The organism is Paenibacillus sp. GP183, from assembly GCF_900104695.1.
Taxonomy (GTDB): domain Bacteria; phylum Bacillota; class Bacilli; order Paenibacillales; family NBRC-103111; genus Paenibacillus_AI.
On sequence record NZ_FNSW01000001.1, the window covers coordinates 2,216,048 to 2,231,031 of the forward strand.

At 46.4% G+C, this 14,984-nt stretch carries 14 protein-coding genes and 1 pseudogene; 7 read left to right on the plus strand and 8 right to left on the minus strand.

Annotation, left to right across the window (positions count from 1 at the left end; all coding sequences use genetic code 11):
* Window position 1 precedes the first annotated feature (1 nt).
* Window positions 2-1,339: a DRTGG domain-containing protein gene (locus BLV33_RS10985; RefSeq protein ID WP_090790971.1), complete on the minus strand. Its 1,338-nt coding sequence runs from the start codon at window positions 1,337-1,339 to the stop codon at window positions 2-4.
* 143 nt (window positions 1,340-1,482) lie between these two features.
* Window positions 1,483-1,725, minus strand: coding sequence for a hypothetical protein (locus BLV33_RS10990; RefSeq protein WP_090790974.1), 243 nt, complete (start codon window positions 1,723-1,725; stop codon window positions 1,483-1,485).
* Window positions 1,726-1,824: 99 nt separating this feature from the next.
* On the opposite strand from BLV33_RS10990, the gene BLV33_RS10995 reads away from it, so the two are divergent.
* Complete coding sequence (locus BLV33_RS10995; protein WP_171909109.1) at window positions 1,825-2,877, plus strand: metallophosphoesterase family protein; 1,053 nt, start codon at window positions 1,825-1,827, stop codon at window positions 2,875-2,877.
* Here the strand turns inward: BLV33_RS10995 and BLV33_RS11000 are convergent.
* The 3 genes from BLV33_RS11000 to BLV33_RS11010 all read right to left on the minus strand — a co-directional run bounded on the left by BLV33_RS11000 (window position 2,836) and on the right by BLV33_RS11010 (window position 6,199).
* Window positions 2,836-3,897 carry an acyltransferase gene (locus BLV33_RS11000; RefSeq protein WP_090790980.1) on the minus strand — a complete coding sequence of 354 codons (1,062 nt, stop codon included), beginning with the start codon at window positions 3,895-3,897 and terminating at the stop codon, window positions 2,836-2,838. The genes BLV33_RS10995 and BLV33_RS11000 overlap by 42 nt on opposite strands.
* Window positions 3,898-3,939: 42 nt before the next feature.
* On the minus strand, window positions 3,940-5,112 hold the full coding sequence (locus tag BLV33_RS11005; protein WP_090790982.1) for a chromate transporter: 1,173 nt from the start codon (window positions 5,110-5,112) through the stop codon (window positions 3,940-3,942).
* A gap of 94 nt (window positions 5,113-5,206) precedes the next feature.
* Window positions 5,207-6,199 (minus strand): alkaline phosphatase family protein, encoded by a 993-nt coding sequence (locus BLV33_RS11010; protein WP_253187033.1) that lies wholly within the window; start codon window positions 6,197-6,199, stop codon window positions 5,207-5,209.
* A gap of 209 nt (window positions 6,200-6,408) precedes the next feature.
* On the opposite strand from BLV33_RS11010, the gene BLV33_RS11015 reads away from it, so the two are divergent.
* Genes BLV33_RS11015 through BLV33_RS11035 form a run of 5 tightly spaced genes read left to right on the plus strand, consistent with a single transcriptional unit; the run spans window position 6,409 to window position 12,637 of the window.
* Window positions 6,409-7,788: a YheC/YheD family endospore coat-associated protein gene (locus tag BLV33_RS11015; protein WP_366414802.1), complete on the plus strand. Its 1,380-nt coding sequence runs from the start codon at window positions 6,409-6,411 to the stop codon at window positions 7,786-7,788.
* Between the two features lie 10 nt (window positions 7,789-7,798).
* A complete protein-coding gene (locus BLV33_RS11020) occupies window positions 7,799-8,989 on the plus strand; it encodes a YheC/YheD family endospore coat-associated protein (protein WP_090790989.1) in 1,191 nt (396 codons plus the stop codon).
* A gap of 12 nt (window positions 8,990-9,001) precedes the next feature.
* Window positions 9,002-10,369: a YheC/YheD family endospore coat-associated protein gene (locus tag BLV33_RS11025; RefSeq protein ID WP_090790991.1), complete on the plus strand. Its 1,368-nt coding sequence runs from the start codon at window positions 9,002-9,004 to the stop codon at window positions 10,367-10,369.
* The gene (locus tag BLV33_RS11030) at window positions 10,370-11,497 is read left to right on the plus strand and encodes a YheC/YheD family endospore coat-associated protein (protein WP_090790993.1); all 1,128 of its coding nucleotides are present in this window, start codon (window positions 10,370-10,372) and stop codon (window positions 11,495-11,497) included. It begins immediately after the preceding gene.
* A 6-nt stretch (window positions 11,498-11,503) separates the two neighbouring features.
* Window positions 11,504-12,637 (plus strand): YheC/YheD family endospore coat-associated protein, encoded by a 1,134-nt coding sequence (locus tag BLV33_RS11035; RefSeq protein WP_253187034.1) that lies wholly within the window; start codon window positions 11,504-11,506, stop codon window positions 12,635-12,637.
* Window positions 12,638-12,710: 73 nt separating this feature from the next.
* Here the strand turns inward: BLV33_RS11035 and BLV33_RS11040 are convergent, their stop codons facing one another.
* On the minus strand, window positions 12,711-12,935 hold the full coding sequence (locus BLV33_RS11040) for a spore germination protein (RefSeq protein ID WP_090790996.1): 225 nt from the start codon (window positions 12,933-12,935) through the stop codon (window positions 12,711-12,713).
* Between the two features lie 133 nt (window positions 12,936-13,068).
* Here BLV33_RS11040 and BLV33_RS11045 point away from each other — a divergent pair, with 133 nt between their 5' ends.
* A complete protein-coding gene (locus BLV33_RS11045) occupies window positions 13,069-13,320 on the plus strand; it encodes a hypothetical protein (RefSeq protein ID WP_090790999.1) in 252 nt (83 codons plus the stop codon).
* A gap of 2 nt (window positions 13,321-13,322) precedes the next feature.
* Here BLV33_RS11045 and BLV33_RS30675 read toward each other — a convergent pair whose 3' ends face one another.
* Together BLV33_RS30675 and BLV33_RS30680 are read right to left on the minus strand one after the other, a co-directional pair.
* Window positions 13,323-13,868, minus strand: coding sequence for a DeoR/GlpR family DNA-binding transcription regulator (locus tag BLV33_RS30675; RefSeq protein ID WP_366414853.1), 546 nt, complete (start codon window positions 13,866-13,868; stop codon window positions 13,323-13,325).
* A gap of 51 nt (window positions 13,869-13,919) precedes the next feature.
* Window positions 13,920-14,951 (minus strand): annotated as a pseudogene (locus BLV33_RS30680) (SDR family NAD(P)-dependent oxidoreductase); the annotation flags it as partial.
* Window positions 14,952-14,984: the final 33 nt, after the last annotated feature.

A 14,984-nucleotide genomic window follows, 5' to 3' on the forward strand; every position in this document is an offset into this window, starting at 1 on the left:
CTTATGAAGGATCGATGACCTGAACGGTCAGCATTGCTTTGGAAACCATGGCTCCTGAATGAAAAATTTCCACATCGATTTTACCAAATTTACGGCTTATCTCGATAATGGTAGGCCGTATTTCTATTTGGCTGTCAATTTGGACTGGCCGCAAGAAGTAATTCGACATGTTGTCCATGACGAAATCGCCTTTTTTGTAATCTTTAACGACTCGGTAAGCTGCTTGGGTCATTAAAGTGGTAAGCACTCCTTCAGATACTGTGCCGAAATGGTTGGTCATCTGCGGTGTGATGGAGCCGCGGAATGTAAGATTTCCTTGTTCATCCCGGATTTCCCCCATACCGGACCAAATTAAATCCTCAAAGGTCTCTCCGTTTTGCGGCTGCTTTTGAATGTACTGCATCGCCTTTAGCACTTCTTGACGACTGAGGATACCCAGCAGCTTTCGACTGCTATCCACTACCGGCAGCAGCTCAATGCCCTCCCACACCATCATATGTGCTGCGGAAGCAACAGACGTTTGCGCCGAAGCCGTTAACGGGTTGCGAGTCATCAGCTTCTCCATGCTGTGCTCTGGATTGGCGCCAACCATATCTTTGGAAGTGACTACTCCAACTACGCGATTCCAATCATCCACGACCGGGAAACGACTGTGGCCCGTCTCTTCCAGCAGGCGCTGCCAATCCTTAAGAGTGCTGCTTAATTTTAGGTAATAAAGTACGGTGCCTGAAGCTAAAATGTCCTCCACCAGCAAAATTTTCTTTTTGATCAAACGATCGTAAATCGCTCTATTGATCATGGAAGCTACGGTAAAGGTATCATAGCTGCTCGAAATAATCGGAAGCTCCCGCTCATCCGCCAGCTTCTTAACCCCTTCGCTCGTATTAAAGCCTCCCGTAATCAAAACACCGGCTCCTTGCTCCAATGCGCCATGATGCGCTTCATTGCGGTTACCTACAATAAGCAGGCTTCCTGCTTCAATGTAACGCATCATGGCGTCTTGCTCCATCGCACCGATGACAAATTTGTGCAGGGTTTTGTGAAGTCCTCTGGCTCCACCCAGAACAATGCCATCGACCATGTTGACGACCTCGGCGAAGGTGAGCTTATCGATGTTTTGCCTAAGCTTTTTCTCGACACGCACAGTGCCGATTCTTTCCTTCGTGCTTACCAACCCTTGATTTTCCGCTTCTTTGATCGCCCTATAGGCGGTTCCCTCGCTTACATCCAGATATTTGGAAATTTTCCGCACAGAAATTCGGCTGCCTACCTGCAGGCTTTCAATATGATGCAAGATTTGTTCATGCTTGGTTAATGTCGCTTGAGCTGTTTCATCCACCTGTTACATACACCCCGACTCTAATCTGTAATAGTCTGTACTATAAGTATAGCGATTGTTAAGAATTAGGACAATCGGGGTAAATGAAAAGAAAAAAGGAGTCCTTGCACCCTTCTGAGGGACAAGAACTCCTTGAATGCCGTTTAATTTTTTTCTCTGACCGGGGAATTTTGTACATGCTCCGTCTTTACCTGCCTTGCCCGATCATCCTCAACACCGAGAATTTCGTGTAAATTCGCAGCCACGATAAGCAGAGCCAAACCAATCCAAACCACGGTAAAGGTCGTGGAAAGCGAAAATTCCAAGTTAAATTTCAGCCGGGGCAGTGAATAAAACAGCATCCCCAGCGCCAAACTCATAAGAATCACATGCTTTAAACCTCTCATTATGTCTAAGCTCCTTTCACCGAATGGATGCTCTTAATTGGATGATCCTATAAGCAAGTTTATGAGACAAGTCCGCCAAATATGAATGGAGGATCAATGATGAACAAATTACGGAATATAAGGATCGGCAGTATGGCAATGGCAACCGCTTTATTCGGCATTGGCTTCGCTCATGTACAAGCAGAATCTGCAGCCCCCCTACTTCGATTTTCGGTGATCAGTGACATTCATGTTGAGTCTGGAAATCATGAATCGGTAAGAAAGACCAAGCATGCACTTAACGACCTGAATGCGACCATTCCCAAGTTTGATGCACTTGTCATCAACGGCGACCTGGGCCAAGGCACAATGAATGATTATATCACATTGAAAAATCTGCTCAAGAACGTCCCTCTGCCGCCGAACGTTCTTTATACCATCGGCAATCATGAGTATTACAATGCTTTGCATGATCCAAATGGAAAATGGTCTTTGAACACCTTCCCAAATGGTGAGACGGAAAAGGCATCCCAACAAAGATTTCTGAATTTTGTCGGGCGGCCCAGCCTTTACGATGATGCCTGGATTTCCGGATACCATTTCATCATGCTCGGTTCCGAGAAGTACCGGCAGTCCGATTTATCCATCAATGAGGATGCCTGGCTTTCCAATGAGCAGCTCACATGGCTGCATCAAAAGCTGCTGGCCGATGATCAGTCAGGTAAGCCAGTGTTTGTCTTTTTGCATCAGCCATTGCCTTACACAGTAGCCGGAAGCAGCGTTAATTATAATAGTCGAGGTGTGGTGCAGCATGAAAAACTGAAGGAAATCCTTTCGGAGCATCCTCAGGTTATTTTTTTCAGCGGGCATACGCACTGGGAGCTGGCCTCAAAAAATACGCTGGTCAAGGATAAGTTTACGATGGTAAACAGTTCGTCCGTGTATGATCCTTATGATGAAAACGATAAACCGTATAGTCTAAACCAGCGTCGCAGCGAAGGTCTCGTTGTTGAAGTTTATCCGGATAAAATGCTGATTCAAGGACGGGATTTCACGAAGCATTCGTGGATCCCCCAGGCTCGTTTCGAAATAAAAACCGAATCCAACCGGCTTTTTGGCCAATTTCAAGTCCTAACGGAGCTTCAACGCCCTTATGGTTTTCTTATAGAGTAGAGTAACTGCCCATGGGATCAGGACCAACAACACGACCAATGCAATATTATACAGATTAAACCATATTATCGGCCCAAGTGCAGGCCATGCATATTTAAATAAGGATAACAATGCGGGATGCATCAAATAAACTCCGTAAGATGCCGCTCCCAAAGACGTAAAAATTCCTGCGAGCCTTGGAAGCCCGCGTTCCATCTTCCGTGTCAGCCAAAGCATCGAGATGCCTACACCCATTGTATACAGCGTCCAAACGGCAATAAACCAAGTATTTTCAATAAATGTACCCTTTTGCTCCACAATAAATAAGCATCCGTAAACGATTCCGCTAAGGATCGTAAAGGGAACAACCCACCAAGCCGCTTTGCGAATCCATTCAATGAAAGCTTGATAATGGATCCCTATGTAACCTCCAAGAAGAAAAAAGCTGAAATAAGTGACACACAGTGAAGCATCATGTGGTCCATAACCGCCGAACCAATGACTGTTTATATAAAAGACGGCTTGAACAGCCGCTCCCCACCAAGGCAAATAATCACGGAACGCTTTCACTTTTCGGGCAAGGCTGACCAGAAGCGGAAACAATACATAAAACTGCAGGATAATAATCATGAAATACAAATGATAGCTGGAATCCGCCCATGGCAGCAGTTTGGCAAAATCTATTAAATTCACACGAATGGGATGACCAGCCGTTGTCAACCAAGGGTAAAACACATAGTAAAAAAACGACCAGAGGATATACGGAATGACAATCTGACGCACTCTCTTAAGATAAAACTCCCAAGTTTTCCTGCCGTTCCAGGAATCAAAATAGACGTAGAACAGAACAAGCCCGCTGATGAAAATAAACAAAGGCACGGCAAAGGTGGAGACTCGATTGATAAACAAATATAACAATTGGGTAGTGCTTTCCCCCATAATTTCCTTCAAAGTTCCTTCGGCAGTCACATGAATGATGACTACAGCCATAATGGCCAGTGCTCTCACGATGTCCATTTCGGTAATTTTGGGCTTTGCCACTAAGTTGTGCCTTCTTTCATAAGTTATGCTCAATATTATAATCTATATCCAGGATATCAGCCAACCGGCCAGAGCAGTAAAAGCAACAATCAACCATGGCGGCAATTTCCAATACATGAGCAAAACAAAGGCAGCCAGAACAATCCCAAAATCCACCGGAGTATGAACTGCACTGGTCCAAACCGGGTTATATAATGCTGCTAACAGCATACCGACGACTACGGCATTAATTCCGAATAAAGCGCGTTTGGCTGAGGCTCTTTGGCGTAAGGAATGCCAGAATGGCAGCACGCCGATCACCAGCAAAAATGCAGGGAGAAAAATCGCCATCAGTGATGCCGCAGCTCCGACCCAGCCTTTCATGGCCATTCCCAGGTATGCGGCAAATGTAAAAAGCGGCCCCGGCACAGCTTGCGCGGCGCCGTAACCTGCCAAAAATTGCTGCTCCGTCATCCAGCCGGGTGAGACCACCTCTCGCTCCAGCAGCGGAAGAACGACATGTCCGCCTCCGAAGACAAGCGCACCCGAGTGGTAAAAGCTGTCGATCAGCGCCACCCAATCGGTCGGATATATGATTCTCAGCAAGGGAAGTAGAATCAATAGTCCAAAAAATAGAATCAATGCGGCTGCGGCAGGCTTTTTGGATATCGTTTTCGGCAGCTCGGATGCTGCTTCTACTGGAGCTTCCTTGTAAAAAGCAAGCCCAGCAAGCCCTCCTGCCGCAATCAGGAGCACCTGGCTCCATGACGAGCTCCAAAGCAGAGTCACTATAGCCGTAATAACGGCAATGCTCATTCTTGTGCGGTCCGGGGTCAAGCTTTTGCCCATGCCCCATACGGCTTGAGCGATGATCACAACCGCAGCAAGCTGCAGGCCGTGAATCCAGCCTGAACCGCTCGTTCCATAACCTTGGTACAAGTATCCAAAGATGGCTAAAGCCAGCGCAGATGGCATTGTAAATCCTAGCCAAGCAATAATGGCGCCAGGTAAACCGCCTCGCATGAGCCCAATCCCGATACCGATCTGGCTGCTCGCCGGGCCAGGCAAAAATTGGCACAATGCCACCATATCCGCATAGCTTTTTTCATCCAGCCACTTTTTCCTATGCACATATTCTTCGCGGAAGTATCCAATATGAGCAATCGGACCGCCAAAAGAAGTTAATCCCAGCTTGAGAGATACCTTGAACAATTCCCATAATGACGAATGAACCATAGATCTCGGCACTCTCCTGTTTCACCATTCTCCGTCGCAAAATTCGAGATTATTGTATCATTATCATCTCAAGCTTGTCGATTGATGAAGATACTTACTTCCAAATTGATGTGATAGGCTTCACTTTCTGGCTTTCTCCTAGCACAGGGAGATGATATAGATCTTCAATCGTCCGCAGCAAGTGATAATGGTTTACATTTTCATCATACTTTCCGGGTTTGACCATAGGTCCGACAAAGATTAAGGGAATCTGGTTCGCTTTGCCGAAATCATCCTCATCCCAAGTGACGATCAGCAAGCTATTGTTTTTTTCCGCCCACGACGCATAGGCATCCATATTCTTTTTCAGCCAGTCATCAGCCTCTTTAATGGTTCCGTCGTGCATATCATTCTGGTGATTCGGAATGACAAATGAAACGGTTGGAAGCTTGGAAAAGTCCTTTGGGAAGTCGGTGAGCGGCCGATTCAATTCCTCAGGCACGTTCGAAAACTGCACCCACGGATTATGCTTGCGTGCATAGCCTTTGGAAGAGCATCCGCTATAGCCGACCTTCGGCAAATCCTCTGAATAACCAGTGAAGGTCAATTTGGCTTTTAATAATTCGCTCGCCAGATTGTCTGCAGAGAAGGGCTTCTGGCAGGAATCGTCTTTGATCCCTTGTGTGGATCCCGAAAAAAGCCCGATGTAATTCCCTTGGCTTGGGTGAGTAATGCCGTGCGCATCAGTAAATAAGGCTCCACGCTGAATAAGCGCATGCATATAAGGAGCATCCGGGCTCTCCATGATCTGTTCGTAGGAGTGATTTTCCTCAACAACAATAACAATATGGTCTATATTCATGTCTGCAATCCCCTTTGGGGCTGCAGGTGCGCTTTGTTTTGGAGTAGTGGTGCCGGCGGTATTCGGTGAAGCTGCAGGATTTGGGCTGAGGGTGTTTGTTGTTGGATTTACCGATTGTGCCGGGGATGTTTGGACTGAAGCCGATTGTAAAGGGGTTGTCTGATTGTTTGTGGAATTACAACCTGCTCCTATTAATATAGTTAGAGAAAGAACGATTCCAATAAGATATTGAGTTCTAGACATCATTGTTCGGCCTCCTGATTGTTAACTTTCATCCTATTATAGCCCCTTTTGGAAATCAAATTCCAAAAGGGGCTTCTCATTTTCGTATACTTGGCCATGGACATTCATGAGCTTGCATCTCTGTTTTCCTTCGATTCTTGAAGTCAATTGCTTTGGCACCAAGGGATATATGTCCTCATATGATGGAGTAGTTCACTTGCCTGCTGGAAGGAGTGTGCGCTTTGCACAGAACAAAAATCGGGATTTCCATTCAAGGCACCAGCATCTATTTGGACGAACGGACCCTCATGCTCAGCGAATCAGTGGTGAAAAAATGGAAAATCTCAACCAATCAAAGCCTCATGCTGCAGCATGGATCTTTCAAGCAGGAGGTCAAGATTGTGCCTTTCGCTCGTACCCATATCTTGCGGATGAATCCGGCATTGGCTGCAAGGCTCGGTCTTCATCAAGGAGCGACACTCTGCTTGCAGTATAGAGCATCCAGACAAACCTTGCGCCTCGGACCGCTTATTGGTGTGATGGTCAGCCGTGTGTATGCCAGTTCCGTGGATAAGCCTTTCGGGGCGATGACCGCCTTCTGCAATGAAATGACAGAAGCCTGCAGACAGTTTGGGGCACAGATATTTTTTGTCACTCCCGATGAATTGCAAGCAGATCCTCAAAGCATCAATGGGCACGTTTACAGTCATGATCAATGGAGCAAAAAATCGTTTCCTGTCCCGAACGTCATATACAATCGCCTGACTTCACGCAAATACGAGAGCCTTGCGAATGTGCAGAACTTTATGAAGGACGTTAAAGCGCGCGGCACTCAAATTTTTAATGAAAAATACCTAGATAAAACTGAGGTTTTCGATGCTCTCAGCAAGGATCCATCGATTCACATCTATTTGCCTGAATCTTATTTATTTAAAAATTATCAAATGCTAAAATCAATGTCCAGCCGCTATAGCACTCTGTTTCTCAAACCCATTACAGGCAGTCTCGGAAAAGGAATCATTCGCATCGAAAAGCATCCCGGCGGCTCTTATAATTGTCAATTTACGAATGCAGGCGGCGTACGAAGGAAAGAATTTGACTCGCTGCCCGCACTGTTTACTGCACTCTCAGGCAAGCTGAAATCACAAAGATACCAACTCCAGCAAGGTGTGGAATTAATTACAGCCGAAGGCAGGCCGGTAGATTTTCGAGCATTAGTTCAAAAAGGAGCCCAAGGTGTCTGGACCATTACCTCGGTGGTTGCCAGAATCGCCAGCACACAGCAATTCGTCTCGAATATTGCTCGCGGCGGGAGCCTCGGCAACGTAAAAGATACACTAGGTAAATCTTCCTTGAATGCGCTGCAGCGAGTTTCTGTTTATGGCAAATTACGCAAGGCCTCTCTCGATATCGCAGCAAGCATCGAAGCTCAGATTCCATTCCATTTTGGCGAGCTTGGCATCGATCTTGCTGTGGATTCACAAGGAAGAGTTTGGCTGCTGGAGGTTAACTCCAAGCCTTCCAAGGATGACAACACGCCTTTATCCGAGCAAAAAATTCGGCCCTCCGTCAAGCAAATTGTCCAATACGCCAGATTTTTAGCCAAATATTGAGGTGGAAGTCATGAGACGAGGTGCGAAACGTATGCCGCTGCTAGGAATTATGGTTGCAGAGCTTCCCGGGAAGGTTCCCTTTGCCAATGCGGCTTCATTGCGGGCATTATGCCTCTTGGGAATTAGCGCCGGAATCGAGGTCTTCGTATTTTCACCAAACCGAATCGATTGGAGTCGTGAGCAAGTAACAGGTTATACCTATCAGGCTGGGAAAGAAGCATGGATGAAGATTAACTATGCCTTGCCGAATTTGATCTATGATCGTTGTTTTTTTGCGTCAAAGGCCTCCTATCAGGACTATAGCCGGCATTTGCGGCAGCTTCGCGGCCGATCCTCGATACGTTTCCTCGGATACGGATTGCCCGGAAAATGGGAAGTCATGCAAATTCTTCAGAGAGATCCATATTTTCATCCATTTCTTCCTGAGACCCGGCTGCTCACCCAATTACAGGAAGTATTGAATTGGCTGGAGCTGAGGAGTGAGGTTTTCTTAAAACCAAAAGGGGGCAGTCAAGGTAGAGGTGTACTTTATATCAAGAAACACCAGGAGCTGTTAGATCATTTTATCCTCTCCGGACGTGACAGACGGAATCATCTCTTGCAAATGGAGTTTCAGAATGCACAAGATCTTAAGTTTTGGCTTAGGACGTTTATTGGACAGCGTATTTATTTGCTTCAGGAATATCTGAGCCTGCATACTGCAAACGGGAATGCTTATGATATACGCTCCTTGGTACAAAAGAATCGCCATGGATACTGGGAGCTTACAGGTATGGGAGTGCGCTGCGGACAGTCTGGGAGCATAACAGCCAACCTTCATGGCGGAGGAACTGCATGGGAGGCAGCTCCTTTTTTAAAGTCTGAGTTTAGCCAGGAACAGGTCGAGGAGCAAATGAATACCTTGATTGAGCTTTCAACAAAAATCCCTCTTGCACTGGAATCCGCACACGGCCGGCTAGCCGAACTGGGCATAGATCTGGGTATTGATCGAAATGGGCGAGTCTGGCTGCTCGAAGTTAACTCCAAGCCGGGTCGAAGCCTGTTCACAAAGTTGCCGAATAAAGCCGTTCAAAAAAGCTCGAAGGAGAATCCGATCTTATATGCAGCATTTTTACTTTACGCTCAAAAGACTAACCGGATGATTGCGGAGGCTTCTTCTTTCCGCGCCAGCGCAGAAATAAAGCAAGGGCAACAAGTTTAGGAGGGTAACCTAATGAGTTTGACTACCTGCACCATACATGCCATACCCCGAACGGATCGATCGGTCTATTTGAGCAATGAACTCGTCAAAGCTTTGAGGTTAACCGGCACCAAAACGATCCAGGTGAGAGCCGGCAGCATGTACGCCAATGTACCCATGCGCATAATAAAAAAACCAGGACAGCACCTTTACCTCTCCATGTCATTGATGAGAAGCCTTCGACTTCCGCGTATAGGCACATGTCTGGCAGCCAGCAACAGCTCCAAAGAACTTCGTTTAGGCCCATTGATTGGAGTGCTCACTCATGTATCGAGAAGTAGTACGACTCCATTTGGTTCCAGGACGGGATTTATTCGTCAAATCACTCAAACAGGAGCGGACAAATCGTTTCATTTCGCATTTAGTCCCAGAGATGTCAACTGGCAGCGGGAAACAGTTAATGCCCTTTTCCCGCGTCCGGAAGGCGGATGGGTGCGTCGTACGGTGCCGCTTCCCGATGTTATTTATAATCGATTATCCAGTCGTTCAGCCGAGAAGTCGTCGGGAATGGAAAGCTTTAAGGAGCTGTTTGTGCGAAGAGGCATCCCTCTGTTCAATTGGAGCTTTTTTGACAAATGGGATATTTACAATCTGCTCGATGGAGACGACGTCTTCAAGTTCGTGCCGGAGTCGCACATAAACCCGTCCTCTGAGCAAATTCGTGAAATGCTGGATAAGCATAAATTCATTTATTTAAAACCGACGGCCGGAAGTCTGGGAATCGGGATATATCGAATTACCTACAATTCCAAGCGTGGCTACTTCGCCCGATATCGCAAAGACAGTAAAAACGTTCTCGTTCGTTATGCCAAATTCGACGGACTGATGAAAATGCTTGGAACCGGACGGGGCAGGCTGCAAAATTATGTCGCCCAGCAAGGAATTCGGCTGATCGAAATCGACGGTTGTCCGATAGACTTCCGCTTCCATATGACCAAGAACGGCAGCAACCAGTGGGTAGTTGCGGCCATTGGCGCCAAAAAAGCAGGCAAAGGAAGCGTGACGACGCATATTCGTTCAGGCGGCCAACTGATGACACCTGAGCAGGTGCTAAGGCAAATTTACGGCTCTCGCGCCGAGAGTGTGCTGAATAATGCCAAGGAGACATCCGTTAAGCTGGCGGAAAGCATTGAAAAGCATTACCATCATTTGCTCGGTGAGCTCGGTTTTGATATCGGCATTGATCAAAATGAGAAGGTCTGGATGTTCGAAGCGAACGCTAAACCGGGGCGCTCCATCTTCAAGCACCCTTCGCTCAAGGATCAGGATAAAGCGTCCCTTGCCCACATCTATGATCATTGCCTATATCTATGCGGTTTTCGCGCGAGGAGGGAAGCATAGGTGAATATTCCGCTTCATGATAAAGATCAAAAGCCAACGATTGCCATACTTACTGTAAATGACGGTACCCGCATTTTTCGCGGGGATAAAAGTAATTTCGCGGATATTGTCAAAGCTGGGCACGAGTTTGGGGCCGAAGTTTATGTGATCACGGCTGACAATGTTAAACTGACGGAAAATCGAATGTTTGGTTTTCGCTACAATCCGGATCGACGCTCATGGGTCCGTGATTGGATGCCTGCTCCCCATGTCATTTATAATCGTGTTCCATTTCGTAAAATGGAAATGCATCCGGAGGTTCAACAGATCATTCAAGCCTGTATCCGCAGCAATCAAGTCAATCTCTATAATCCTTCCTTTTTCAATAAATGGTCGCTCTTTGAATGGCTGAATAAATCAGCTCACACTCGTATGTATATTCCTGCAACTGAGCAATTATCCACTTCATTTGGACTGGAACGCCTGCTGCGCAATTATCCAGTCGTCTATCTGAAACCCGTTAAAGGGAAAGCAGGAAGGGGAATCATGCGATTAGAACGAAAAATCGGCAAGTACAACCAGCCTGAGTACGAGCTCAGTGTGCAAAGCAATAAAGAAATAGTATATAAAGTTCATTACAGCATAGACAGTTTATGGAAAGATGTGGATGAACTCCGCGGAGCCAAAGAATATATCATGCAGCAAGGCATAACACTTACCAGCTACAAGGGCAGAGCTTACGATTTACGTGTTCTTGTCCAAAAAAATGCCTTGGGCGTCTGGAGTGTAACCGGAATCGGGGCAAGAGTTGCCGGCAAGCTTAGCATAACTACCCATGTTCCCCGAGGAGGCTCCATAGAGGACCCGCTAAAGCTGCTCACATATGCCTTTGGTCAGAAAGAGGCTGCCAGCATCCTGAAGCGGACGAAGCGTGCCGCTGTCGTGTTGGCAAAACAAATTGAAAAATCCTCGGGACAACAGCTCGGCGAAATGTCCATGGATTTGGGAGTGGATACTTCCGGACGAATCTGGTTTTTTGAGGCTAATTCCAAGCCGATGAAGTTTGACGAGCCCGACATTCGAAAAAAATCGCTGGAACGCATCATTCATTATGGCGTGTTTTTAACCAAAAAGGCCAGGAGAAGGTGAATTCGTTTGGGTTTAAAACGACTTGGCATTCTTGCTGTTTATATGAATAATGATCGATTGGAGGAGCTTTCTTTTTATAAGAAGTTGAGTATGGAAGGAAGAAAGCTCGGCCTTGCAGTTGAGGTATTCACTCCTTTGGATGTTCAGAATCTGGAGTCGCTGCGCATCCTTAAATATGATATCGATGCTGGAAAATGGGTTCGCAAACGCACCACATTCCCTCCTCTCATTTATGATCGCTGCCGCTACCATGGTACAGCTACCTTCCGGATCCTCAAGAAATTTCGTAATAAATACTCAAAGCTGCAATATTTAAGCAAACCTCTTGCCAACAAGTGGATCATGCATGAGCTGCTCTATGAGAATGAAAGCATCAAAAGCCATATCCCTGAAACTGTACGTTACAATGAAGTGCAGGAACTCATTGATTTCCTAAAGCTGCATAAGCTTATTTATCTTAAACCCAAAAATGGAACGGGTGGACGAGGGATTATTCGTATTGATCAAATCGATTCGGATCAATATCTCTTCCAAGGTCGCAATCAAGATCGTACCATTCTTAATCCGGTAAAGGTATCAGAAACAAAATTGGCCGATAAGCTGGCCGGCATGTCGCTGGGTTCGGACTATTTGGTGCAGCAAGGCATCCCTTTAACGCTGCCGAATGGGCGAGTCCATGATTACCGGCTTCTTATTCAAAAAAATGGTGACGGTGAATGGGTCATTACCGGATGCGCAGGCCGGATCGGGCCGCATAAAAGCATTACTTCCAATTTACACGGCGGAGGAACTGCCGTCAGCATGGAGAGGCTTCTCCTTTATCGATTCGCTTCCAAAGATAAAGTGAAGCAAATCAAGCAGGAAATCTACAGCTTTGCTTATAAGCTGGCTCCATTTCTTGAAACCAAATTCGGTCAGCTCTGTGAGCTTGGCATGGATATCGCCGTAGATCCAAAAGGAGATATCTGGCTTTTGGAGGTCAATCCCAAGCCTTCCCGTGAAGTTTTCCGCCGTATAGGAGCCAAGGAAATATATCGCAAAGCAATTACACGGCCCCTCGAATATGCGTTGTGGCTGATGAAAGAACAATTGAACCCAAAACAACCGAACAAGGATAGCAATGAAAAAAACGGAGATTAGGAGAGTTGCTCTCTTCCAGGTCCCGTTTTTTTTAAAATTGATAATGTATAAGTTTTTCTAAACTTATCTTGCTTTAAGTACCGGTTGCAACTTTATTACTTCCTGTATCTACAGCATCTGAATCAACAACAGCAGTAATACTGAAAAGATTACTGGATATGCTAAAGTCGCCTATGTTGCCGCTGCCAGAGCCCTCATAAATTTTGGCGCTGGTGGTAGGTGCAACTATCAAGTTATCTCCGTTAATAAAGCTTCCCACATTACTCACAATTTTAACAACTCCGGCAAAAGAGGGCAAAGCTAATTCAACTCCTTATCCTAGTGTGCTTATAGTGTATGCTCTAAGGAGGCAAGAGTGCTGTTTGCGTTTGTTTCAGGGTATCTGTCTTCGGGTAAGAGAGAAGGACAGACACAGCTGGGAGGTAATGGTCATGAGCAACGATATGAAAACTAATGACAGCCAGAAAGCATATAACAACGAGGACTTAAAAACAACTGTACCCGAGCATGAGGCCAAGGAAGGCTCCAAACCTTTGAATAAAGTGATGAATGGTTCCATGGCTCCTGATATGGATGAAATAAAGCAGCTCGGCAAAGACATGGAAGATATGAAAACAGGCCAAGAATTGAAGGACGAAGGCTTGGTTTCCGATCCGATCCAGGAAGATGACGACCCAAAATAAAACTAATCATTCAACTGAATCACATCGACGGAGCGTTCCCGCAATTGGTTGACAGCTTCCGCATCAGCTCTGCCATCCGTAATGAGGTGATGGATTTGATCCCAGCGGCTTACAAGGGCGAAGGACTGCTGGCCAAACTTGCTGTAATCCGCTAACAGGAACACTTCATCGGCAATAGTGATCATTTTTTGTTTGATCAGGGCCTGTGATTCGCTCGATTCGCTGACTCCCTTTTGCAAATGCAGACCTTTGCCGGAAATAAATGCTTTTTCAACATGATAGAAATCCAGGGAACGTTCGGCTAAAGGACCTACATAGGAAAGTGAACCCCGGGTTAGCAGACCGCCTGTGGATATCACTTGAATTTTGTCCTTGGAGCTTAGTTCCAAAGCCACTTTGATCGAGTTTGTGACTACGGTTAACGGAATATCCGGAAGAATCTGGGCCATATACCAAGCCGTGGAGCTTGCATCCAAAACAATTCGGTCCCCCGGTTCGATATGCCGGATCGCTTCTTCGGCAATTCGGCGTTTCTGCTCCGCATTCATCGTCTCTCGTTCCCGAAAAGGGGTCTCCGGCTGAGACTCCTTCACACGGATGGCCCCGCCATGGCTGCGAAGCAGTTTCCCTTCATCTTCCAGCTTGTCGAGGTCTCTTCTGATTGTTTCCTCCGTCACGGAGTTGACGCGAATGCCGAACTCTCCGCCTTCTGCTGCAATACAGCGGGCAAGATGGGTTTCCATCGCTTTGACGGAACTATAGGCGGACGCATTTTTACCGGCGTAAATGGAGTTCTTCGAGCCTACGAATACCATGCTGCCGCCAATGGTTTGCTGCTTCATTTGCTTGAAGGCTTCTCTGGCCACGAGGAAATATCCTGTGCCCAGCACGTTCATATTCAAATTCCACTCTTTCAGTGAAGTTTCATCAAAAGGACTTGAAGTGGCTAGGCCCGCATTGTTCACGATGATGTCCACGCCACCGTAGGCTAACGCGGATTCCTTAAAAGCAGCAATGACCGCTTCTTCGTTGGTTACATCCATTTTCACGCCAATCGCACGGAGTTCTCCGTATTTCTCATTTAATTCGTCAGCCAACTTCTGCGCACCTTCCAGGTTAAGGTCAGCCAGTATGACGTGTGCACCGTCCGCTACCAAACGACGAGCTGTCGCGCTTCCAATTCCACCTGCACCTCCCGTAATAAAAGCGACCTTGCGAGAAAACTCAGCTTCAGCAGGAGCAAGCGAAAGTTTGTAAGGCTCAAGCGGCCAATAATCAACGTTAAAGGATTCGTTTTCATTCAGGGAAACGAATTCACCCAAGGTTGTAGCTCCGCGGATCACAGCAATGGCTCTATGAAACAAAGCCCCGCTGATACGGGAATTCGGAACATTTTTGCCTGTATTGACCATGCCGATTCCTGGAATCAGGATCACGCGGGGTGCCGTTTCATCTATGATATCGCCCGCGTTTTTATTGCGCTCAAAATAAGCTTTATATGCTTCTTTATAAGAAGCAATGCCTGATTTCAAAGAATCGATAAGTGCTTGAACATCCTGGCTTGGATCCCAATCCACGAACAGCGGTGACATATTTGTATGGACAAGATGGTCCGGACAAGCCGCATATATGATTTATATTTGTTTTTGTTTGTTTATAAAAAA